This is a genomic window from Paenibacillus sp. FSL R5-0636 (genome assembly GCF_037974255.1).
In the GTDB taxonomy this organism is placed as follows: Bacteria; Bacillota; Bacilli; order Paenibacillales; family Paenibacillaceae; genus Paenibacillus_AQ; species Paenibacillus_AQ odorifer.
This window is the reverse complement of record NZ_CP150232.1, coordinates 3,455,203-3,476,179: the sequence shown is the minus strand read 5'-3', so window position 1 is coordinate 3,476,179 and position 20,977 is coordinate 3,455,203. Positions and strand designations below refer to the sequence as shown.

At 40.7% G+C, this 20,977-nt stretch carries 20 protein-coding genes and 1 other annotated feature; of the genes, 5 read left to right on the top strand and 15 right to left on the bottom strand.

Annotated elements, in window-relative coordinates; genetic code table 11:
- Nucleotides 1-95: 95 nt before the first annotated feature.
- Both MKX34_RS15775 and MKX34_RS15770 read right to left on the bottom strand, forming a co-directional pair.
- The gene (locus MKX34_RS15775; RefSeq protein WP_036677315.1) at nucleotides 96-731 is read right to left on the bottom strand and encodes a glycoside hydrolase family 11 protein; all 636 of its coding nucleotides are present in this window, start codon (nucleotides 729-731) and stop codon (nucleotides 96-98) included.
- Nucleotides 732-983: 252 nt separating this feature from the next.
- The gene (locus MKX34_RS15770; RefSeq protein WP_076296677.1) at nucleotides 984-1,865 is read right to left on the bottom strand and encodes an alpha/beta hydrolase; all 882 of its coding nucleotides are present in this window, start codon (nucleotides 1,863-1,865) and stop codon (nucleotides 984-986) included.
- Nucleotides 1,866-2,022: 157 nt separating this feature from the next.
- On the opposite strand from MKX34_RS15770, the gene MKX34_RS15765 reads away from it, so the two are divergent.
- On the top strand, nucleotides 2,023-2,736 hold the full coding sequence (locus MKX34_RS15765) for a MerR family DNA-binding transcriptional regulator (RefSeq protein WP_038571099.1): 714 nt from the start codon (nucleotides 2,023-2,025) through the stop codon (nucleotides 2,734-2,736).
- Between the two features lie 47 nt (nucleotides 2,737-2,783).
- On the opposite strand, the gene MKX34_RS15760 is transcribed toward MKX34_RS15765, so the two are convergent.
- The 5 genes from MKX34_RS15760 to MKX34_RS15740 all read right to left on the bottom strand — a co-directional run bounded on the left by MKX34_RS15760 (nucleotide 2,784) and on the right by MKX34_RS15740 (nucleotide 6,901).
- The gene (locus tag MKX34_RS15760) at nucleotides 2,784-3,593 is read right to left on the bottom strand and encodes a GNAT family N-acetyltransferase (protein ID WP_038571095.1); all 810 of its coding nucleotides are present in this window, start codon (nucleotides 3,591-3,593) and stop codon (nucleotides 2,784-2,786) included.
- Nucleotides 3,594-3,640: 47 nt separating this feature from the next.
- Nucleotides 3,641-3,878 (bottom strand) — a binding site (T-box leader).
- 78 nt (nucleotides 3,879-3,956) lie between these two features.
- Entirely contained in the window at nucleotides 3,957-4,406 is a 450-nt protein-coding gene (locus MKX34_RS15755) for a DUF1569 domain-containing protein (protein ID WP_076296678.1), read from the bottom strand.
- Nucleotides 4,407-4,658: 252 nt separating this feature from the next.
- A complete protein-coding gene (locus tag MKX34_RS15750; protein WP_076296679.1) occupies nucleotides 4,659-5,540 on the bottom strand; it encodes an aminoglycoside phosphotransferase family protein in 882 nt (293 codons plus the stop codon).
- Nucleotides 5,541-5,640: 100 nt separating this feature from the next.
- Complete coding sequence (locus MKX34_RS15745) at nucleotides 5,641-6,204, bottom strand: hypothetical protein (protein ID WP_076296680.1); 564 nt, start codon at nucleotides 6,202-6,204, stop codon at nucleotides 5,641-5,643.
- A gap of 349 nt (nucleotides 6,205-6,553) precedes the next feature.
- Nucleotides 6,554-6,901 (bottom strand): VOC family protein, encoded by a 348-nt coding sequence (locus MKX34_RS15740; protein WP_036677331.1) that lies wholly within the window; start codon nucleotides 6,899-6,901, stop codon nucleotides 6,554-6,556.
- A gap of 789 nt (nucleotides 6,902-7,690) precedes the next feature.
- On the opposite strand from MKX34_RS15740, the gene MKX34_RS15735 reads away from it, so the two are divergent.
- Complete coding sequence (locus MKX34_RS15735) at nucleotides 7,691-10,753, top strand: ATP-binding protein (RefSeq protein ID WP_305953654.1); 3,063 nt, start codon at nucleotides 7,691-7,693, stop codon at nucleotides 10,751-10,753.
- Nucleotides 10,754-10,798: 45 nt separating this feature from the next.
- On the opposite strand, the gene MKX34_RS15730 is transcribed toward MKX34_RS15735, so the two are convergent.
- From MKX34_RS15730 to MKX34_RS15710, 5 genes are all read right to left on the bottom strand, one after another.
- On the bottom strand, nucleotides 10,799-11,593 hold the full coding sequence (locus MKX34_RS15730) for an SDR family oxidoreductase (protein ID WP_076296682.1): 795 nt from the start codon (nucleotides 11,591-11,593) through the stop codon (nucleotides 10,799-10,801).
- A 166-nt stretch (nucleotides 11,594-11,759) separates the two neighbouring features.
- Nucleotides 11,760-12,785 carry an AraC family transcriptional regulator gene (locus MKX34_RS15725; protein WP_038571075.1) on the bottom strand — a complete coding sequence of 342 codons (1,026 nt, stop codon included), beginning with the start codon at nucleotides 12,783-12,785 and terminating at the stop codon, nucleotides 11,760-11,762.
- Nucleotides 12,786-12,803: 18 nt separating this feature from the next.
- Entirely contained in the window at nucleotides 12,804-13,751 is a 948-nt protein-coding gene (locus tag MKX34_RS15720; protein ID WP_076296683.1) for an LLM class flavin-dependent oxidoreductase, read from the bottom strand.
- A complete protein-coding gene (locus tag MKX34_RS15715; protein ID WP_076099232.1) occupies nucleotides 13,732-14,094 on the bottom strand; it encodes a hypothetical protein in 363 nt (120 codons plus the stop codon). The genes MKX34_RS15720 and MKX34_RS15715 overlap by 20 nt, the downstream gene beginning before the upstream one ends.
- 37 nt (nucleotides 14,095-14,131) lie before the next feature.
- Nucleotides 14,132-14,581, bottom strand: coding sequence for an OsmC family protein (locus MKX34_RS15710; protein ID WP_038571065.1), 450 nt, complete (start codon nucleotides 14,579-14,581; stop codon nucleotides 14,132-14,134).
- A 153-nt stretch (nucleotides 14,582-14,734) separates the two neighbouring features.
- On the opposite strand from MKX34_RS15710, the gene MKX34_RS15705 reads away from it, so the two are divergent.
- Nucleotides 14,735-15,223, top strand: coding sequence for a nucleoside deaminase (locus MKX34_RS15705; RefSeq protein WP_076105706.1), 489 nt, complete (start codon nucleotides 14,735-14,737; stop codon nucleotides 15,221-15,223).
- A gap of 123 nt (nucleotides 15,224-15,346) precedes the next feature.
- On the opposite strand, the gene MKX34_RS15700 is transcribed toward MKX34_RS15705, so the two are convergent.
- Nucleotides 15,347-16,246 carry a glycerophosphodiester phosphodiesterase gene (locus MKX34_RS15700; protein WP_052097044.1) on the bottom strand — a complete coding sequence of 300 codons (900 nt, stop codon included), beginning with the start codon at nucleotides 16,244-16,246 and terminating at the stop codon, nucleotides 15,347-15,349.
- Nucleotides 16,247-16,572: 326 nt separating this feature from the next.
- On the opposite strand from MKX34_RS15700, the gene MKX34_RS15695 reads away from it, so the two are divergent.
- A complete protein-coding gene (locus MKX34_RS15695) occupies nucleotides 16,573-17,547 on the top strand; it encodes a glycoside hydrolase family 43 protein (protein WP_076141220.1) in 975 nt (324 codons plus the stop codon).
- Between the two features lie 49 nt (nucleotides 17,548-17,596).
- Nucleotides 17,597-18,739 (top strand): glycosyl hydrolase family 8, encoded by a 1,143-nt coding sequence (locus MKX34_RS15690; protein WP_076296684.1) that lies wholly within the window; start codon nucleotides 17,597-17,599, stop codon nucleotides 18,737-18,739.
- 83 nt (nucleotides 18,740-18,822) lie between these two features.
- Here the strand turns inward: MKX34_RS15690 and araA are convergent, their stop codons facing one another.
- Both araA and MKX34_RS15680 read right to left on the bottom strand, forming a co-directional pair.
- Complete coding sequence (gene araA / locus MKX34_RS15685) at nucleotides 18,823-20,247, bottom strand: L-arabinose isomerase (protein ID WP_038571054.1); 1,425 nt, start codon at nucleotides 20,245-20,247, stop codon at nucleotides 18,823-18,825.
- A 32-nt stretch (nucleotides 20,248-20,279) separates the two neighbouring features.
- A complete protein-coding gene (locus MKX34_RS15680; protein ID WP_036677359.1) occupies nucleotides 20,280-20,975 on the bottom strand; it encodes an L-ribulose-5-phosphate 4-epimerase in 696 nt (231 codons plus the stop codon).
- Nucleotides 20,976-20,977: the final 2 nt, after the last annotated feature.

Here is a 20,977-nt window from a genome sequence, read left to right as displayed (position 1 = left end):
GTATCATTTGCTGAATGATCTAGAATGATCTAAGGCTGCCGGTTGTGGACCGACAACCTTAGCAATGATAGTGAATACTTATAGATAACCTGTTATTACCATACTGTTACGTTTGAGCTCCCACTACTTTGATATCCTTCTGTCGCTAATACCTGGTAAGACCAACTGCTGCCCAGATTCATTCCGTAACTTTTCCAAGCATTAACGTGGTTGGCAAAAGTGATCGCGACATTGCTTCCCGTTGCTCGCTTGGATTGTCTTACACTCCAAAACTGTGTGAAGGTTGCCGTACCATCAATAGAAGGGGCGTTCGTTCTCGTAGTCGTATATATATCATATGTGCCTCCATCACTAGTCACGGTACCTTTATAGGTTCCAGTAGGTCTATAAGTGCCCCAACTATCAACGACGTAATATTCTATGAGGGAGTTTCTCGTCCACCCATAAAGAGTTAAATACCCATTGCCGGATGGTGCCCAGACGCCTGCATTGTAGTTTATTGTTCTAGATGGGGATCCAGTATTCCAACCTTTACCAACAACAAAGTTACCAGTATTTGACCATGTAACACTGTAATTCCCACCAGATCCATTAGTAGCATTTACTGTCCCGCCACCATCGGTCCAATTTTGCCAATAGTCTGTCGCTGCACTTGAGGTTGCTGCAAACAAGCTGAAACTCATTGAAGCGGCCATAATTACAGTCACGATTTTCTTGTTAAATTTAAACATAATCTACCTCCTGAAATTTTTTGTCACTACATACCTACATTCTGCTTGTCTGTATTTCTAGTAGTCGAAGCAATTTCTTGTTGGGGCAGATTCGCAACACCACTTCCTTCCATATATATTAATGTAAGCGATTACATATGGAATCTTATCATAGATCGTTTACTATTTAATCTCTTCAAATTAAAGATTTTACCCTAAAAAGTATTGTTCTTTTGGGATACCTTATTCACTGGATTTTTGTATCTGCCACAATTACAATCCAGTATTTTTTAGTAACACGTTCATATACCATGTCTTAATCAGTGGTACAACTACTGCTGGCTGCATAGCTTTTGTATGGTCCATCTGGGCTCCCGAAAGGATTTCAACATCCCAGCCTAAATCCGCCAACTGCTCCTTATTCTTTTTTAACAACCCGACGATGTCAACGGTAACGCTCCCGAAATTTTCACCGTAAACGATCGTATCATTTCCACCTGCAAAAGCTAGTTTAGGGAGACTAGGCAAATGTTGAATTCTGCGATCATCAAAGGCTGTGAGGCTCTGGTATAGGGAGACAAATTGTGCTGTAACACGGGTATCTATGGTAACCTTTATATTGTCCCAATCCATTTCGTTTGGATTATCCGGTCCAGCAGGGCTTTCCACAGATTCATTTTGGTTACTCAAAGCTTGTGTATGTGTTTTATGGGTCACAACCCTCATTTCTTGATAGGGGCCATTATAGGGTGGAAAACCTCCCATTACCAAACTCTCCAAGCGATCTGTTCTTATAGCCATTTGCAATCCAATCAACGCAAGCCAGGAATAACCGTAGTAACTAAAGCTTGTAACATTCATTTCATCCGCAATGTGGAGAAGATCCTTCACAATATGATCTGCTGTTAGATTTTCCACTGGATGTTGAAATAGATGACCTTCATAATCGAAATAAAGCACTTGAAAAGTGTCCGCTAGTCCTTCAACAAAATGTTTACCTAATTCGGGATCTACTCCCCACAGCTTTAAGTTTTCTGCTTCCTGATTGTACACAGATTTTTTAGCGATGGGTAACATGATGGTTGGACGATTTGGAAGCCCTGCCATACCTACTTCTATTTCTGATTGGTTTGCTAATTGTATTATCTTTTTCAATGAACTCACTCCTTTGTGTTCTATAAAAGTATCATATAACATTCATGCAATCTTTCGGTTTATCCCTTTACCTCCCTTGATATATCTGCCTAAATTCGATTTAATATTGTTGTAGCACTTGAAGGTTCAACTTTAATGTTTTGGGGCGATGATGATTATGGAAGAGATATATACACCTACACTGATAGCTAAGCAATTAAATGTGAGTACCACTACTTTAAGGAGATACGAAGATCAAGACTTAATTCCAGATGTATCAAGGACCGCCAGCAACCGCAGATGTTACACTTCCATCCATGTACAAGCTTTTATTACCATTCGCGCATTATTGCAGGGATATGAAATTCCGGTTGTGTACGATGTGATGAGGAAGATTAAAGGCCAGCAGATGGAGTCTGCTCTTTGGGCAATCAATCAAGAGCAACATAAGACCCAAGTGGAAAAAGAAAGGTTAGAGGAAGTTTTACGCATGTTTCGGGATGTTGATTTATCAAAATACAAAGATTTAACTGTAACAGATTCAATGACGATTGGTGAAGTTGCACAAATGGCAGGAGTTAATCCATCAGCTATTCGGCATTGGGAACAAGAAGGGCTAATCTCTTCGAATAGGAACAAAGATAATGGCTACAGAGTCTTCACTTTAACGGAATTAAGAAAAATTATTCTTATCAGCAGTTTAAGGAAAACTGTTTATTATATCGAGAATATGAAACAGCTTTTGAATGAAATAGAAACACATAACTACAAAAAAGTGGAGGTATCCTTTCAGCTTGCCTTACAAAAATTGAATTCTCAATTAACGAAGCAATTTTTCGCGATAGCTGAACTTACAAACTATGTTAAATTGTATAAAAGTAATGCCAAGTAACATATTGATCATAGAAAAAGGACTACCTTGCGGTAGCCCTTTCGTGCCTATTTGAACTTGATGTCAACAATCTTTCCGCTTTCCACAAAACCAATATTTCGATAAACCTTATTGGAGTCAGGATTCTTTAAATCAGCATAAAGCATGGGCACTAAATCCTCCGATAAAAGAACAGAACATAACTCTGCTACTAGTGCACTTGCATAACCTTTTTTCCGGCAAGACGGAGGTGTGTATACCGCATTTAATCTGGAATATCTTGCCGACCGATGTGCAATGTACGCCATCGATACAGGTTTATCGTCTACAAACCATAAATACAAGTCACCTGTCTCAATCATCCTCTTGGCATCTAGAATTTTAGTTTCTGGGTTCACCGTAATCCCATAAGCCCCCTCTGAGAAACCCGCCAAAAATTCTGCTACAATGGCCACATTTTTTCTCGTTGCTTGTTGCATTATGCCCTTTACGTTCAAAGGTTTCTTTGGATCTGTACAGAAATAAGATTCTATAGTCATCGTGGACTCATATTGAAGATTATTTGCCTGAGAATACAGCTGTGCAAAACGTTCTGTTGTTTTTGGTTCTCCAGATACTCCCGATAATGTTGTCCCTTTAAGGAATTCTATAAGTTCTTCGTAGAGAACGATCTTCTTATCCTCGGCAATCTCCTTAGAACTCCAAAGCCATGCGTTATGTCCCGTTGACTGGGCATAGATCATTGTTTCACCAGAATCTTTTAAGCATCTAGAACTCTTCGACTCGCAAATAAGGTGAATCAGGTTGTATTGAACCTCATCAGCAATAAACATATCCTGGCTTAGTATGCGATCGGAAACATTGATTGTTTGGAACATCGTTACTCCTCCTTATTTATTTATATGAACGCAAAAAACTCCGTCCCATTAGGGACGGAGTAGATTCCGCGTTACCACCCTGATTAGTGTATTCGTGAATACACCCTCTCTGCCATCGTCCAACAACGATGCTTCTTTGTAACGGCAGAATCCCGGGCCCGCCTACTATGATTTCGGGAGCCAGCTCTGAGGCGATTGTTCGATTCGGGTGTCCACTGCCTCGCACCAACCGGCAGTTCTCTGATCGACATATCCGGATTTACTTGTCCTCTTCGTCGCATTTGATTGCAATGTAATTAGATACAATATAAAGTAATAGGGATTTTATGTCAATAATATATTATTGTTCATTGCGAAAAAACACTAAACACCAAATTGTCTTAAATGATGGTCTAGATGTTTATAAATCCCTTTACCCCATTGCTCTGGAGTGAATTTCCCGAAAAAAGGATGTGGATGGGATGAACATTTCTCCGGACCGTTACTTTGAAAATTCATAATCTTTTGTTTCAGTATTTCTTTTTCTTCTCCAAAATCTCTGTCATCTAAAATAAGTATGGTCGGAATTGTTGACATATTGTGTGGTACCGGCTTGTCATTGTAAAAAATAGATTTTACAAACCTTCCTATTAGCATTCCTAGCCAATTTCTAGGGGGAAAGGAGTTTCCAATTGCGATGTCTTGAAATGCAGAACAGTGAGCCAACATTTGAGCAACATTCATCTTTCCCCATTGTGGTTTAGAATTTGGACTTAAATTCTCGATACGGCTCAGTATCTCCGCGGTATGTAAATTGTTATATATACTTTCCATAAACACACTCCCCATTGCGATTTTTGGGTTTTCGATTTTTTCATTATTAGGCCTGTTGATCCATACATCACGATAGTCAATTGTATTCATGATTGCATCATTATAATTTTACAGCATACTGCCGATCTAATATTCACCATTTTATATCATTATATCCTTTATTTACCGTAATGTCCGTTAACGTAATAAAGCTATCCATCATGCAGGTAGCTCCTCGTCTTAAAATGTCTTTAAATATCGTGTCCCGTAATTTCAGCAACCTACGGATTTCTGCAATACAGAAATACTTTCCTTTAGGAACGCCCTGTTCTTTTCAATCCCTCTATTTTTACACCAGACAACAGCACTAAAAGCATCGTAAAAATTATAAAAGGGTAGTATTCTTTCCAAATCCATTAGAGGACGAATTGTTGAATATCCCTCTTTATACGAAATTCTACTTTGAGGATTCACTTCCCAAACATATCGGTTAATTTTTGTGAAATCAATTTCCGAGGATCCACCCCGTGCACTCTCAAAATCAATAATTCCAGCAACCACATTATTATTTGTTAGTATATTACCTTGTCGAAAATCCATATGAACAACACACGGGCCATCAGGAGGAGGTAAAACTGAGAAAGCACCCTCAAAGTGATTAATACATTTTTCGAAAAGTCCTCTCTCAAGGACTTCCTTGCAAGGTTCTATAAATTTTTCAAAGCTATTTCTTATATAAAGTCTCCAATTGTTCTGATTAAAAAATTGAAAACCGTCTAATCCTTCCACACCATATCCCGGCATTTTAACTTCATGCAGCCTTGCGTGAAGTACCCCAATTTGAAATGCTAATTCATCGTCAATAGCACCTGTACATGGTATACCTTTAATCTCCGATAAAAGTAATGCACCAGAAATTAAGTCATCCCCACTCCAGAAATCTAACACCTTTGGAACCGGTAATACCTCCCTCAACAGTTCAAGCATACGATATTCGCGATATAGCTTATCCCTGTTATAAGGGATCTTCGCATACACCGTTTCTCCATTAGTAAGATTCAGCTTGTATACTTGTGAACTAAAGGACTCAGGAACATTATCTATACTTAATACATTAAGGTTAAATCTTTTTATGATCGTATCTACTAAGTTCAACTCGCACCTCACATGTTATGAATGAAATAGTAATTAGTTCAGCTATCTTTTTCTTAATTTTATTTGAACTATCCTAACCGTTAGTGCAATAAGATTACACTTAGCTCTTTTTCTTTCTTGCTCTCAGGTAAATGACTGAAATCATTACTAGTACTATTGCAATTACGATATACAAATCAGTATCCTGCTCAAACATTAACCACATCTTGTATTCTATGTGTACTTGCTGTTTGGGTCGAAGTCCTTCACCGAATAGTTCTGTTGCTTGGTTAAGGTTATTCATTTCAATGGTTGAACTGCATGGACTACTGCTTGTTACGCCATCCACTTCGCTTATGTATATTAAGTATTTATTACCTTTCTTAAAATCAAAACCCCAAGTGTAGTCTGTTCCCACAATAATTTGAGAGTCAACTTCAGTATTCCAACTTCTTTCAACATCCACTAATATATATCTGATTTTCTCTTTTGGCCCCGCAAATCCTTCTTGTTTCAAATCAACCTTTATTTGTTTTACTTCACCATAAATAGCTCCACCGTAGACCTCTAGGGCTTCTTGGGGACTTCCTATCTCGACACAGGATAAAGCTTTAGCATCTTGTCCATTTGCAATAAAGAACGCGAATGTGAATAAACATATTAACGTGATTAAACGAAGATTCAATTTACCACCTGCTCTTATGATTTTATTTCATAACATCTTTATTGACTTTATTAATAGGTGAAATGTTGCACTAATTTTCCAGTTCCTTCAATGCAATAGGGAGTACACCTAGATGGTATGCTCCCTATTTGGGTGAGAATAGTATTCTGTTAGCCATGCATGCAACGCAAGCGCCGCACCTCAGGTGATAGAAGCTAATGAATTCTTCCAAGGAGCTGAAAGCTTTGAAGAAGTATTACCCAAGGAGTTAATTCAACTTTAATCCCTAATTCATTTACAGTTAGATGTTGAACTGAGTTTTTATTAAACTAACGCACCTGTTAGCTCAATAGCAAAGATGTGCAACTCCTTATTTCTCCCAAAGCTCGATCAGTCGACCTTCTGGGTCTTCAATCCAAATAAACTTTCCAAATTCACTAATCTCTATTTTCTTTGCAAGAGGTACACCAATCTGTTCAAAATGCTTAATCGTCTCGTTTAGATCATGCACTTGGAAATTTAACATCACTTGTTGTTCTGTTGGAAAATAACTATCATCCTCGGTAAAGAAAGAAAAGATAGTCTCATTTCCCACTTGAGGTTTTATCACAGTCCCATTCCAATTCTCTATGTCAAGCTTCAACACCTCACTGTACCACTTTTTTGTAGCTTCAAGATTCTTAGTTCTCCAGAATATTCCTCCGAAACCTTTAATCATCGTATCTACACTCCTGTCTGCATTAAATTATCTAATAATATACCCTTTAGGATTAAGGAGAATCCACCGTTAACCTCCAGTCATTACATCGAATGGTAGTGCCAACGGGGTATTCAACATCATATTCACCAATAAACGAGAAGCCAAGCTTAAGACAAATGACAATAGAAGCATGAGTGAAGTCTATCGGACTCTAGAGTCGCTATTAGCCATAATTCGGCTCATTTGAGAACCTATCGGACTCTATAGTCGCTATTGGCTCGAAAATCCCTCATATCGCGCATATTTGGAACGAATAACGCCTCTGGGGTCCGAAACACTTCTTAAAAGACAAAATTCAGCCAAATAGCTGCAACTGAGTCCGATCGCTCATGGTGAAGAGAGAGTGTGGGAATGCAAAACTTACAACAAGCAGCAAGTAACAAAGTCGCACATCCGGTATCACAGACGCCAAACAAACAGCAAAATAGCACATTCGGTAATCCAGGCGCCCAACAGCAAAGCACCAATCAAGTATTGAAGTATTCGTGTATTCGTGTATTCGTGTATTCCAGTCTTTCAAGTGTTCAAGGAGTTACATCGTGCTTCTTCCATGGGGAGATCATTCCTCCTAACCCCACGCAGTGTCCATTGCTCATTACTTCTCCTACTTATGTAAATAATCTTCATTTTAGATTCTAGATTAGAATTATTTGCTATAATGTTCTCATGAAAAATAAAACTATCCTAAACAAATTAGCTATCATTCTACTTTTTATCAGCATTCTCTTTGGCCTACGCTGCATTTGGTTGAGTATATTTAAGGTTTCCAACACTGTACCTGTGATTAACAATGGTGTACTGGATTTACGCGGCCAGGATCTGGAGCAGGATAATTTATTCAGGCTGGATGGTGAATGGAGCTTCTATCCTTCGCAATTCGTAACGTCCAAGGATATTTCAACTTTACCAGAACCTTCCCTCCCGCTTCAAGTTCCCGGAGACTGGAGCCGCGCGATAGGAACGGATGACCCTTCTTCATACGGTTTTGGTACGTATCGTCTGCGAATTTTGGTAGAACCCCTTCAGCAGCCTGTAGCATTCTGGATCAAACAAATCTATACTGCATCCAGTGTAGAAATTAACGGCAGCACAGTGCTCAATAATGGGACAATATCTCTTGATGCCGATACTTATGTGCCCAAGACCACCTCATATAAAGTATCCTATTTCACAAAAAACACAACAGTAATTGATGTGTTTATTCGTGTAGCAAACTTTGATCTACCCTATAAGGGGGGGATTGGAGGGCCTGTTTATTTTGGTTCTCAGGAAAAAGTTGACCGTACATACTTTTATACCGTAGGTTTTCAATTGTTAACAGCAATTATCCTGTTATTGCATGGGCTCTATGCCTGCATTCTTTATTTATTTAATCCTAAAGAACGTGCTTTGTTTCTTGTAGGGTTAATGACATTATCCGTAGCTGTTATCATTTTAGCCCGTAATGACAACTTACTTCTTGCAATAGTGCCGATTAATTATACCTGGTCATTAAAGATCCGATTGCTTGCTTTTTTGTGGCAAAATCTTTTTATTCTGCTTGTTTTTAGAAAATTCACCTCAGTTGCCAAAATCAATAAGGGGTTACGTGCATACGTAGTGAGTCTTGGTCTTTATTCTGTTTTTATACTTACCGTCCCAGCTTATTGGGTCAGCACATCCATTCATTTGGGAATCATTCAAGTGTTCCAGTATATTCCCTTCATTTGGTTGCTCTATAGCTTAGGGCGCTTATTATTCAAAAAGCAAGATGATAAAGATGTTGTTTTTCTGCTGTTATCAGGTGCGGCGATCGTTTCTAATTTGTTATGGAATTTGTGGGATAGTAACGGACACTATTCAATTGTCTATTATCCTTTGGATATTATCGCAGCCATCGTGGGCTTCTCAGCATATTGGTTTAAAAAGTATTTTCAAAATGCTAAAGAGAACATGGAACTGAATGAGCAGCTGAAAAAAGCAGACAAACTTAAGGACCAGTTTCTCGCTAACACCTCACATGAGCTGCGCACACCGCTTCACGGAATCATGAATATCGCACAAAATATTGTCACAAAGGAAAAGGACAGACTTTACGAAAGTAGCCGTCAAGATATGGAGCTGCTGATTACAATCAGCCGCCGTATGTCTCATATGCTTGGTGATCTACTGGATGTGGTCCGTCTTCAGGAGCATCGTGTTATTTTACAACAGGAACCTATTTCGGTTCAATCGGTAGTTCCCGGTGTGATTAGTATGCTTCAATATATGATTGAAGGTAAGCCAGTACAGCTATCTATGGATATCCCGGAAGCTATGCCGCCAGTTCTTGCGGACGAGAAAAGACTGTTGCAGGTTTTATTAAATCTGGTGCACAACGCGCTCAAATACACCGAAGCAGGACTTGTAGCTGTTAAGGCTGAGGAACAGGACGGACAGGTTCTTATCTATGTGACAGATACCGGAGTGGGCATGACTGAAGAGACTATGGCAAGGATATTTCTACCCTATGAGCAAGGCCCTCACGGAATAAATGACGGGCGTGGAATTGGGCTGGGATTAAGCATATGCCGGCAGCTGGTAGAACTGCATGGAAGCAGCCTACGCATTCAATCAGAGCTTGGTAAAGGTTCAACTTTTAGTTTCACACTCTCTCTTGCCGATTCTTACAGCGAACAGATAATAAGACAGACGGAACCTACAGTTTCGTATATGGCAGATGAGATTCATAGACAGATGACTGAGTGGGGAATTTCCGAACATCAGCCAAGTAATCACTCTGAAAAAATTCCACCGCTTTTTACAGAGATTAAGGTAAATATTCTGGTGGTAGATGATGATCCTGTCAATCTGAATGTACTAAAGGGTATTCTTGAAACCGAACCTTATATCATAACTACCGTGAACTCAGCCCATGAAGCATTGGAATTGTTGGATAAAAGGAACTGGGACTTACTTATTGGCGATGTTATGATGCCACAGATGTCGGGATACGAATTAACACAGAAGGTTCGTACTCGCTACTCCTTATATGAGCTTCCAATTCTATTGCTTACTGCCCGTAGTCAGCCTGAGGATATTTATACTGGATTTTTGTCCGGTGCCAATGATTATGTCACAAAACCTGTGGACGCAGTGGAGCTTAAATATCGTATTCGGGCTTTAACTGCAATGAAGTTATCCTTCAATGAACGGGTGCGGATAGAAGCAGCATATCTACAAGCACAGATACAACCACATTTTTTATTCAATACGTTAAACTCTATTGCCGCACTCAGTGATTTGGATACTAAAAAAATGCAGGAGCTCATTGGTGCGTTTACTTCTTTCTTAAGAATCAGTTTTGACTTTTTAAATGTCGGAGAGCTCGTGAACCTCTCCCATGAACTGGAATTGGTAGAATCTTATCTGTATATTGAACAGACTCGATTTGCAGAAAGGATATCTGTTGTCTGGAAGATAGATCCGAATATTGATATCCTAATCCCTCCTCTATCCATCCAACCGTTGGTAGAAAATGCTGTTAAGCACGGTATACTTAAGCGCCAACAGGGTGGAACTGTTCAAATACGTATTATCCGTCTGCACAAGGCTGTAAAGATTGAAGTGGAGGATGATGGGCAAGGCATGGATTCCGGAACACTCTCTTTACTGCTGAAGCCATTGATGGAAGGCAAAGGTGGCATCGGGCTGGCCAACACCCATCGGAGGTTAAGTCAATTATATGGTCAAGGTCTCTCGATCCAGAGTAAGCCTGGAGAAGGCACCTTGGTATCCTTTGTTGTACCAGAGGACAGTGATAACTTTTCAAGCAAAAAAGCCGCTCCATAAGGAGTGGCTTTTTTGTATCGTTATCTATATCCTTTTAGAGTACGCTTAAAAAATAGTCGGCACCATTCCCCCATCCATGCGAATTGAAGAACCTTTAAATGCAGAGGCATAAGGACTGCATACAAATGCTGCTAGTCTGCCTATTTCAAAAGGTTTAATAAATCGTTGTATTTCAGATTGAGGAAGATTTGTAGTCATGAATTTTCTTTCTTTTTCTGAAAAAGTCATATCCTCATTGGAGTATATCCCATCAATAATTTGATGCACATTTTCAGATAGTGTTGGTCCTGGCATGATCGTATTGACTGTAACTTCAGTTCCTATCGTTAACTTAGATAAGCTTTTTGACAATGATAATAACATTGATTTGGTCATTGCATATTGAGGCATTTGGCCTGAAGGCATAATGGCTTCTTCACTAGCAATAAAGAGAATTCGGCCATAATCTTTTTGTAACATTTTAGGTAAATAGAATTTTGTTAATCCATTCGCAGCAAGGACATTAGTACGGATGTATTTTTCAAATATTTCGTCGTCAACGTCCTCATATTTCATAATTTCATAGATACCCATATTATTAACTAAAACATCTATATTAGGGTATTTTTCGAATAAGGCTTCTCTCTGCGCAATATCCACAATATCCGCTGTAGCATTTTGTGGAGAGGTAGCCGGGAAATTCGACTTTATTTCATTTACAGTCTGTTCTACCTGATCATAATTCCGTCCATTAATTAGTACATTAACTCCTTCTTTAGCGAGTTCAATGGCGATTGCTTTACCAATACCTTTTGTTGATCCTGTAATTAAAGCTGTTTTATTATTTAATCCCATATCCATATTACATTTCTCCTTTTATCCCGGCGTGCTGAGTAGTTGTCATTTTAAGAACAGTCCTGTGTGCCGGCTAGGATTATATTATCGTACCGGGGTTGTTCAGTAACTAGCGGATTGCGCCAAAGTTCTTGTTTAACACGCCAATGATAAAACTCTGAAAATACTGTCTTTATGAAGAGGGTATCGTGTTTAAACCTAAATGTTCATTACGCCAATTTGAAGGAGTATCACCTTCCCAAAGACGAAAGGCACGGTAGAACGAGTTCTGGTCTTCATATCCAATCAAGAAAGCCACTTCTTTAATATCAAGCGAAGGATCTGCCAGATACTCTCGTGCTTGCTCATGTCTAGCTTGTGTCAGCAATTGCTTGAAGCTTGTGTTTTCTTCAGTAAGCCTGCGTTGCAAGGTACGGTCACTCATACTTAATACCTTCGCAACAGCTTGAATGTCAGGGCGTCCTCCGCTGAAGCTGCGTTTCATGATCCATTTGACCCTCTCGGTTATAGAGCGTGTGCCCTTCTGTTCAGCAAGCGTCCGGTCCAAAACGGGAGTCAGAATCTCCAGCAACTCTTCGTTGTACGAGATAAAAGGATGATTCAAATCATTTCGACGCAACGTCAAACGATTATATTGAGCATCTATCTGAATTCGGCAACCGAAATAAGCTTCAAGAATCTTTACATTTCCTATAGGCTGTGAAAACTCGACAAGCTGTGCTGTCAAAGGTAGACCTGTGCCTCGCCGTCCGAGTTCTAGAAGAAATGCCAAAGTGAGGCCGAGCAGCAGCGGTGGACCAGAATGCCCGGGATGCTGCCATTCCAATTCGATTGTACATAACTCGCCTTCCTCGGTAATACGCAAGCTTTCAGGAGGGCACATTTGTTTGTATCGTACCATTCGGTTAAGAGCATCGCGATAGTCCTTAGCATGGTATGTTGCTAAAACCGTCGGCGGATATTGTGTGGTTTCAAAGACGGTTGCAAGCTTAATGATTCCTTCGGCAGTATCCCCAATGAGATCGTTATATGCCTGCCAGACTGCGAAATATTGAGCAGTGGTGACTTCTGACTCTCTGAGATGGCTAAGTGGAAGATTTGCTTTGCTGGCTACATCTTGTGCAGTTATCCCTAATTGACTTAATCCAGCCCAAAATCCTGGTGGGATTTTAATTTGATCAGAGGTATGAGACTTCATACATATGGACCTCCTTTATTAAGAACTCCAGCACGCTTGGGCAAGCAGTTCGAACGAATGCAATCGTTTCTCATAATCTGGAACCATGGTAACGATAATGAATTCATTAACTCCATACAAAAGAGATAACCGTTCCAACTTACCTTTAACACTTTCCGGAGTACCTACCAGCAGCTTGCGTTCCAAGGGCTCAGACTTCGCTTCGGCAGAACCTTCTTGTTGGAATAATGCCGTACCAGATGAGGCCAATCGCTCTGCCTCTTCCTCAGTCTCGGCGCAAATGACGCCAACAGCAACCATGGCCCGCGGTTCAGGAGAAAGTGAAGAAGGAGTAAATGTTTCACGGTAAGCTTGCAAAACCTCCTCCCCTGCTACATCGCTCATGAACTGGCCGAACACATAACCTGCTCCAAACTCGGCAGCATATACCGCGCTTTTCTTGTTTGTACCCAGCAGCCATAGCTCTGGAGATACGGGTGGGACCGGACGGGCGGTTATTGAACGTCCTTCATAGGAATAGTTACCCTGCAATAATTCAGTGACTCCTTTAAGCAGTTCTGGCATTTTCCAAACATTTTCGAGAAAATTGCCACTCAGTGCTAAACTTACTTCAGCAGTACCGCCGGGAGCTCTGCCTAATCCAAGGTCGATACGTCCCGGGTACAAACTGGCCAGCAAATGAAATGCTTCCACCACCTTTAGCGGCTTATAATGTGGCAGCAATAAAGCGCCTGAGCCAAGGCGAATGTGTGTTGTTTTCGCTCCAATATGCGATAAAAGCACCTCCGTAGAGGTACATGCTAATCCCGGCATATCATGATGTTCAGCAACCCAATAACGAGAATATCCCAGTCTTTCTGCTGTCTGAGCCAGCTTCACTGCTTGTCCCAATGCGGTACTAGCATCCACCGTATTAAAAACAGGTACGAGATCTAATACACTAAGCTTAATGGATGTTCTTGTCATGATTAAGTCCTACTCGAGGGTTTCGGTAAAATTCGATCATATCGATAAAAATAAGCTTGTAATCAACTGCAACCGCGGCCAGATCATACATTTGGCCATGGCCGTCTTCTTTGGAGGCAAAAACAACATCGTGCCGCAGCTTATCCATAATCATTTTGCCGATGAACTGATGCTCGTATTCCGCGTACTTCTTTTTGAAAGCTTCATTAAACTCCCACAGCTCTTGGTAAGACCGCTCTAGCATTGCGTTTACCAAAGTCAGCTCATTGCCCTCTTTTTGTACAGCTACGTAATAATTTCCGCGATCATCCTTGATCAAATCCTTATATAACTCAACATTCAAAGTTAACGTCTCCTCTCTGATTACCTAGAACTCAATTTTATAGGCTTGCAGTCAGCACCGTTGGCTCTGTCGTGATTTCTACATTTCCTGCAACAGCTCTGGAGATCATGCAGGAGCCTTCTGCTTTATGGGCAATACGGATGGTTTTATCAATATCGTCCTGTGACGCATCTTTGGTAAGGGTGATTAGGGGTGAATGTTTGATGGCTTCATATGTAAAAATGTTATTCGTTACATCGACCGTCGCCTCTGAGGTTAACGTCAGCTCTGAAGTCGTCAGCCCTGCCCGCTCCAGCATTGCTGCAAGTGTAATGAGATAACAGGTTGCTGCTGCTCCCAAAAGCATCTCATCCGGATTCGTTCCTACTCCGGGTCCTCCCATTTCTTTCGGAATGGAAATTTGAGTCTTAAGCTGTCCAGCTTCAATAGTTCCGTCACTGTTACGGCCACCGTTCCATACGGCGTTCAATATAAATGGGTGCTTCATTTTTATATATATCCTCCCTAGCTTGATATTGCATGATATATTTTTCATCGAATACTTTACATGCTAACATAGAAGAATGTGGTGAACAAACAGGCTCAGGCCTACTATTCATGAAACTTATCTATAAATTAAAATCCAGGAGGTTCTACCATCATGATAAACGACACGGATATAAAACATCTCAAGCGTTGTATTGAACTTGCCCGAATTGCACTAGAAGCTGGGGACGAACCCTTTGGTTCAGTCCTTGTATCAGCAAGTGGAGAAGTGCTGGCGGAAGACCGCAACCATGTAGGTAGCGGTGACCATACTCAGCATCCCGAATTCGCTTTAGCCCGCTGGGCAGCTCAGAATATGACACTGGAAGAACGTAAGCAGGCAACAGTGTATACCTCCGGAGAACATTGCCCTATGTGTGCAGCGGCACACGGTTGGGTTCGTTTAGGACGAATTGTATATGCCAGTTCCTCGAAGCAATTATCGGCGTGGTTAAATGATATGGGAATTGCAGCATCACCCGTCCGTAATTTAAGGATTCAAGAGGTTATTCACGATGCGTTCGTAGATGGCCCTGTACCGGATCTTGCAGAACAAGTACGGGAGCTTCATCTACAATTTCACGAGAAAAGACTTCTTCAGTAATACGAAGAATCAAAAATATTTTATTTTTCCGTAAAAAAAGAACCTTCGGATAAAGGTTCTTCGGCTGTCGAGAAAGTCTCGGCAGCTTTATTTATGTCCAGAAAAGGGTGATTTCACATCCCTTTACCTTTTATTATTCTTAATTACTTCGCTAAAGCGGTCAGGGAAATTTGTATGTACACCATCTACACCCCAAATTACGGCTTTATCCATATTCACTTGATAATTCACAGTATATGGAAACACCTTTAGCCCTGAATTTTTTGCCTGCGCGACATATGCCGCATTTATTTTTTGAAAGTTAGGACTTATGCCTACCGCATAAGTTTTTAATCTATTCACATAGGATTCTGATATTTTATAAACAGGAAAATCATACCATACAATTTGATAAAGAGGGACTGCTGGATTTATGGAATGGAATCTACGTAAACTCGCTTCACTAAATGAATGTATAGCAACATGAGCCGACAGATCATAATTTAAGATTTCTTCATTTAACAATGCCTCGATGTTCGAATTCGACGTGGGATCTTTAATCTCAATCATATAGTCCACTTCTTTTCCGAACCTTTCAAATACCTCTTTTAGTGTCGGAATACGTAAATCTACATATTTATCTCTAGCGAACATGGGATATTGTTCATTAAACCATGATCCCGCGTCTAATTTTGAGATCTGCTCTAAAGTAAAATCCTTTACATACCCTTTAGCATTCGTGGTGCGATTTACGGTCCCATCATGAATAACAACAGGAACATGATCTTTTGTTAACTGAATGTCTAACTCGATATAATCGGTCTTCATATCAATAGCTAGTTCGAATGCAGGTATTGTATTCTCAGGAGCATATCCTGAAGCACCACGGTGAGCGATTGTATATACTTTATCCGCAGGCATGATAATTTCCTTTACTTTAATGCGAATCCAGGGGGAATAAGCATACAAAGAGGTGAACAATAAGATTAACAAAAGCACATGTATACCTATAAAGTAGATTCTAGAATTTTGAATTTTTTGCATTAAGCTGACCTCATCTTTTAATAAATATAATGTAGAATACTTGGTGACTTTCGCTCTAACATTCATTCTTGTGTAAAATTATGATTTATATTCCCTTATGTTAATCCCACCTCAATGTATTTGTAAGGTCAAAGCTTGGAGATTTCTATTGTACCAGATTATCTAGAGAAAATATTGCGAGGCAGCATAAATGGGAAAGGGTCTGCAAGGTCAAGAAGCAACATCTAAACTTTGTGGGGTATAAACTATAGTTGCTATATATACAGAGTCCTAAAGTTCTTATACCATTAACTTTGTAAGCGATTAACTTTATAGGAGGAAATGACTTGACAAAGCCAGTGCAACCCAATGAACCTCTCGTAACTCATATTTATACTGCGGATCCTTCTGCTCATGTATTTGAAGGCAAGATTTATATTTATCCCTCTCATGACCTGGATCACGATATGATCTCTAATGACAACGGTGACCAATATAATATGGAGGATTACCATGTTCTGTCTATTGATGGAGATGGCTCCCCTTGTATCGACCACGGTGAAGTACTTCATGTGAAGGATGTTTCATGGGCTAAACAGCAAATGTGGGCTCCGGATGCAGCATACAAAAACAATACCTACTATTTGTTTTTCCCAGCCCGAGACCATGATGATATTTTCCGAATCGGGGTTGCCACCTCAACTTCACCTTCCGGACCCTTTACACCTGAACCGAACTACATTCCCGGCAGTTATAGCATTGATCCCGCTGTTTTCGTTGATGATAATGGCAAATCATATATATACTTTGGGGGTCTTTGGGGCGGTCAACTTGAAAAATGGCAAACCGGCTCATTTGTTGCGAATGCCGAGGGACCGGCTGAAACGGCACCAGCTCTTGGACCTATCGTAGCGGAGCTGAGCGAGGACATGCTGAGCTTTGAAGGTGCGCCTAGAGAAATATCCATCATCGATACGAACGGAAATGCGATTCTTGCTGGAGATGAAGAGAGAAGATATTTTGAAGGTCCATGGGTTCATAAATATAACGGTTATTATTATCTTTCTTATTCCACGGGAACTACCCATAATATTGTATACGCTATCAGTAAAGATCCGCTTGGGCCTTTTGTATATCAAGGAAAAATACTTACACCCGTCCTGGGCTGGACAACACACCATTCTATTGTTCAGTTTAAAGAGAAGTGGTATTTATTTTATCATGATAGTTCTTTATCTGGTGGTGCTGACAACAAGCGATCTGTAAAATATACGGAGCTGAAATACAACGATGATGGCACCATTCAAACCATCCATCCTTAGTTTTTATTGAAATGGAGTGCATGCTGGAGTGCACAGGAGGGGAAATATCATGCCAATGACACAACAAGGTGCTTTTTATACGGGGAAATATCGCAATTTATTTAAGGAGTTTGGCTTTTCTGAAGATGAAATCAACGCTAAACTCGAAGAAACTTGGAGTGATTTGTTTTACGGAGATCCGAACGTACGAATCTACTATCCGCTGGACGAGGATAAAAGCTATATTCTGGATACAGGTAATCTGGATGTTAGGTCTGAAGGAATGTCCTACGGGATGATGATGGCTGTTCAAATGAATAAAAAAGATGAGTTTGATCGTTTATGGAACTTCTCTAAGACGTTTATGCAGCACAAAGAAGGCCGTTATGCCGATTACTTTGCTTGGCACTGCAAGCCTGACGGTACAAGAATTTCACAAGGACCCGCACCGGACGGGGAAGAGTTTTTCGCCATGGCTTTGTTTTTTGCCTCAAAACGTTGGGGGAACGGTCCGGCACCTTATAATTATTCCGAGCAGGCTCGAATAATATTGCGTGCTTGTGTACATAAAACTGAAACAGGCGCTGGTGACTCAATGTGGGACGCGGAAACGAAACTGATTAAATTCGTACCGGAATCCACCTTCAGTGATCCATCTTACCATCTCCCCCATTTCTATGATTTGTTCGCTTTGTGGGCTGATGAAGGTGACCATATATTTTGGCGAGAAGCGGCGGAAGCCAGCCGCACATATCTACACACTACATGCCATCCTATAACTGGTCTCGCTCCCGAATATGCCAATTTTAACGGCACCCCGGCAGAACCCCAGCCTCATGGTGATTTCAGCCATTTTTTCAGTGATGCTTACCGGGTTGCGGCTAATATCGGTCTGGACTGGGTATGGTTCCAAAAGGACAGCTGGCAGGTCAATCAATGTAACCGAATTCAAGCTTTTTTTAGGAATATCGAAGTTTCCAATTACCGGCGGTACACCATTGAGGGACAGGCATTCGACGAACCGGCGCTGCATCCAGTAGGCCTTTTGGCGACCAATGCCATGGCTTCGCTTGCTTCGGATGGCCCGGAGGCAGAGCATTTTGTCCGTTTGTTTTGGGATACACCTTTGCGAACTGGACAAAGTCGTTATTATGATAACTGTCTGTACTTCTTTAGTTTATTGGCCCTAAGTGGAAACTATCGCATTTATTGAAGTATATCGAACAAAACAATAGGACTCCATTCCTCGAAAAGGTCGAGGAATGGAGTCCTATTAATCGTAATAAAGCTTTGCTATTATTTAATTACTACATATTCCAAGTTAACAAGTTTTGCGTAAGCAATAATTTGGTCTGTTGTAAGAGTTAAAGAAACAACGGTGTGGTGACCGCCACCATTTTCGATCCAAGCTTTTACCCCGTCTTGGAAGTTTGGTTTAACATTCCAAAGCACACGAGCTACTGGAAGGTTTGGAGCTGGAACAGTTGGTTCAAAAGCAGTCACTTCATTGATCAAAAGTTTGTAATGCGTACCGAAGTCAGCCATGGAAACCACTACACCGTCTCCTGCTTTACCGTCAAATACTAAACGGGCTGGATCGTCTTTGCCACCAATACCTAGTGGAGACACGATGATTTTTGGTTTGTTGCTTGCCAAAGTTGGATCTACTTCAAGCATATGGGATTGAAGAATAGATTCTTGTCCAACCGTCAATTCATAAGTGTAATCTTCCATAAAGCCAGTGGATTGGTTATGGCTCATCACTTTAAGCAAGCGGTCGAGAGCTGCAGTCTTCCAGTCTCCTTCTCCAGCAAAACCATATCCTTGTGCCATCAAACGTTGAACAGCAAGTCCTGGAAGTTGTTTCATTCCATGTAAATCTTCGAAGTTTGAGGTGAAGGCATTGTAGCCACCTTGATCAAGGAAACGTTTGATAGCAATTTCATAGCTTGCTTGAACTCTTACGCTAGCTTCCCATGCTTCTTTGCTGTTAGTGCCATAGTCGAATTCATACAGCTCTGCATATTCAGCAAACAAACCATCGATTTCTTCTTCTTTAACTTCATTAATGACTTGAACCAGGTCACCAATACCAAAGTAGTCAACCGTCCAGCCAAATTGAATTTGGGCTTCAACTTTATCTCCTTCAGTTACACCAACGTTACGCATGTTGTCACCAAAACGAGCAACTTTGATATTGAAGCTTTCGTTATAAGCAACAGCTACGTCCATCCATTCTGCAATTTGCTTTTGAACTTCAGGGCGTTCCCAATAGCCTACAACCACTTTGTTTTGTTTGTTCAAACGGGCGTTAATAAAACCATATTCACGGTCACCATGAGCTGCTTGGTTTAGATTCATGAAGTCCATATCAATTGTTGCCCATGGAATACTTTCATTATATTGCGTAGCTAGATGAAGCAAAGGTTTTTGCAGCATTTTTGTTCCGCGGATCCACATTTTTGCAGGTGAGAAAGTATGCATCCAAGTGATGACACCGGCAACTTCGTCACGATAGTTAACTTCTTTCATAATGTTGGTGATTTTATCTGCGCTGACAGCTAAATCCTGCAATACTAGTGGGTAAGGCAAAACTCCGCTTTTATTCAAAGCATCTGTCATCGTTTGTGCGTGCGCTTTAACTTCAGCCAATGCTTCTTCCCCATAAAGATGTTGCGAACCTACGACAAACCAAAATTCTTTTGCTACTGCTGTTGACATATTCATCCTCTTTTCATCATTTTGTAGTTTGATTATTTTTGACCGTAATAAGCGTCTTTCCCATGTTTGCGCAAGTAATGTTTATCTAGAATACGTTGTGGCAATTCTTCCGCAAAATGGTTCAACTCTCTAGCAAATAAATTCATTTTTGATACTTCATCCAACACTACGCTGTTCATTACAGCGGATTTTGCATTTTTTCCCCAAGTAAAGGGTCCGTGGCCTTTAAGCAAAACACCGGGAACCGCCATAATATCTATCCCGCGTTGTTCAAAGGTTTCGATGATTACATTACCTGTTTCCGCTTCGTAACCCCGATCGATTTCCTCTTGCGTCAAGAAACGCGCACAAGGAATGGAGCCATAGAATGTATCAGCGTGCGTAGTTCCCATTACAGGAACGTCAAGTCCTGCTTGTGCCCAGATAGTTGCCCAAGTGGAATGTGTATGCACGATTCCGCCAATTTCGGAGTAATGTTTATAAAGTACTGCGTGAGTAGGTGTATCGGAGGAAGGTCTCATTTCCCCTTCAACCACATTGCCATCCAGATCAACGACTACCATATCGCTGGCTTTCATTGTTTCATAATCTACACCACTAGGTTTGATTACGAATAATCCACTTTCGCGATCAATTGCACTCACATTTCCCCATGTATACTTGATAAGTCCATGTTTCGGCAATTCCAGATTGGCTTGAAAAACCTCTTCTTTAAGTTGTTCTAACATCT

What these genes read in the sequence shown, in the direction of transcription:
- araA (WP_038571054.1), bottom strand. Translation starts at nt 20,247, where the DNA reads ATGTCAACAGCAGTAGCAAAAGAATTTTGGTTTGTCGTAGGTTCGCAA.
- MKX34_RS15710 (WP_038571065.1), bottom strand. Translation starts at nt 14,581, where the DNA reads ATGAAGCACCCATTTATATTGAACGCCGTATGGAACGGTGGCCGTAAC.
- MKX34_RS15725 (WP_038571075.1), bottom strand. Translation starts at nt 12,785, where the DNA reads ATGAAGTCTCATACCTCTGATCAAATTAAAATCCCACCAGGATTTTGG.
- MKX34_RS15740 (WP_036677331.1), bottom strand. Translation starts at nt 6,901, where the DNA reads ATGATTAAAGGTTTCGGAGGAATATTCTGGAGAACTAAGAATCTTGAA.
- MKX34_RS15705 (WP_076105706.1), top strand. Translation starts at nt 14,735, where the DNA reads ATGATAAACGACACGGATATAAAACATCTCAAGCGTTGTATTGAACTT.
- MKX34_RS15760 (WP_038571095.1), bottom strand. Translation starts at nt 3,593, where the DNA reads ATGTTCCAAACAATCAATGTTTCCGATCGCATACTAAGCCAGGATATG.
- MKX34_RS15755 (WP_076296678.1), bottom strand. Translation starts at nt 4,406, where the DNA reads ATGGAAAGTATATATAACAATTTACATACCGCGGAGATACTGAGCCGT.
- MKX34_RS15700 (WP_052097044.1), bottom strand. Translation starts at nt 16,246, where the DNA reads ATGCAAAAAATTCAAAATTCTAGAATCTACTTTATAGGTATACATGTG.
- MKX34_RS15765 (WP_038571099.1), top strand. Translation starts at nt 2,023, where the DNA reads ATGGAAGAGATATATACACCTACACTGATAGCTAAGCAATTAAATGTG.
- MKX34_RS15720 (WP_076296683.1), bottom strand. Translation starts at nt 13,751, where the DNA reads ATGACAAGAACATCCATTAAGCTTAGTGTATTAGATCTCGTACCTGTT.
- MKX34_RS15775 (WP_036677315.1), bottom strand. Translation starts at nt 731, where the DNA reads ATGTTTAAATTTAACAAGAAAATCGTGACTGTAATTATGGCCGCTTCA.
- MKX34_RS15680 (WP_036677359.1), bottom strand. Translation starts at nt 20,975, where the DNA reads ATGTTAGAACAACTTAAAGAAGAGGTTTTTCAAGCCAATCTGGAATTG.
- MKX34_RS15730 (WP_076296682.1), bottom strand. Translation starts at nt 11,593, where the DNA reads ATGGATATGGGATTAAATAATAAAACAGCTTTAATTACAGGATCAACA.
- MKX34_RS15690 (WP_076296684.1), top strand. Translation starts at nt 17,597, where the DNA reads ATGCCAATGACACAACAAGGTGCTTTTTATACGGGGAAATATCGCAAT.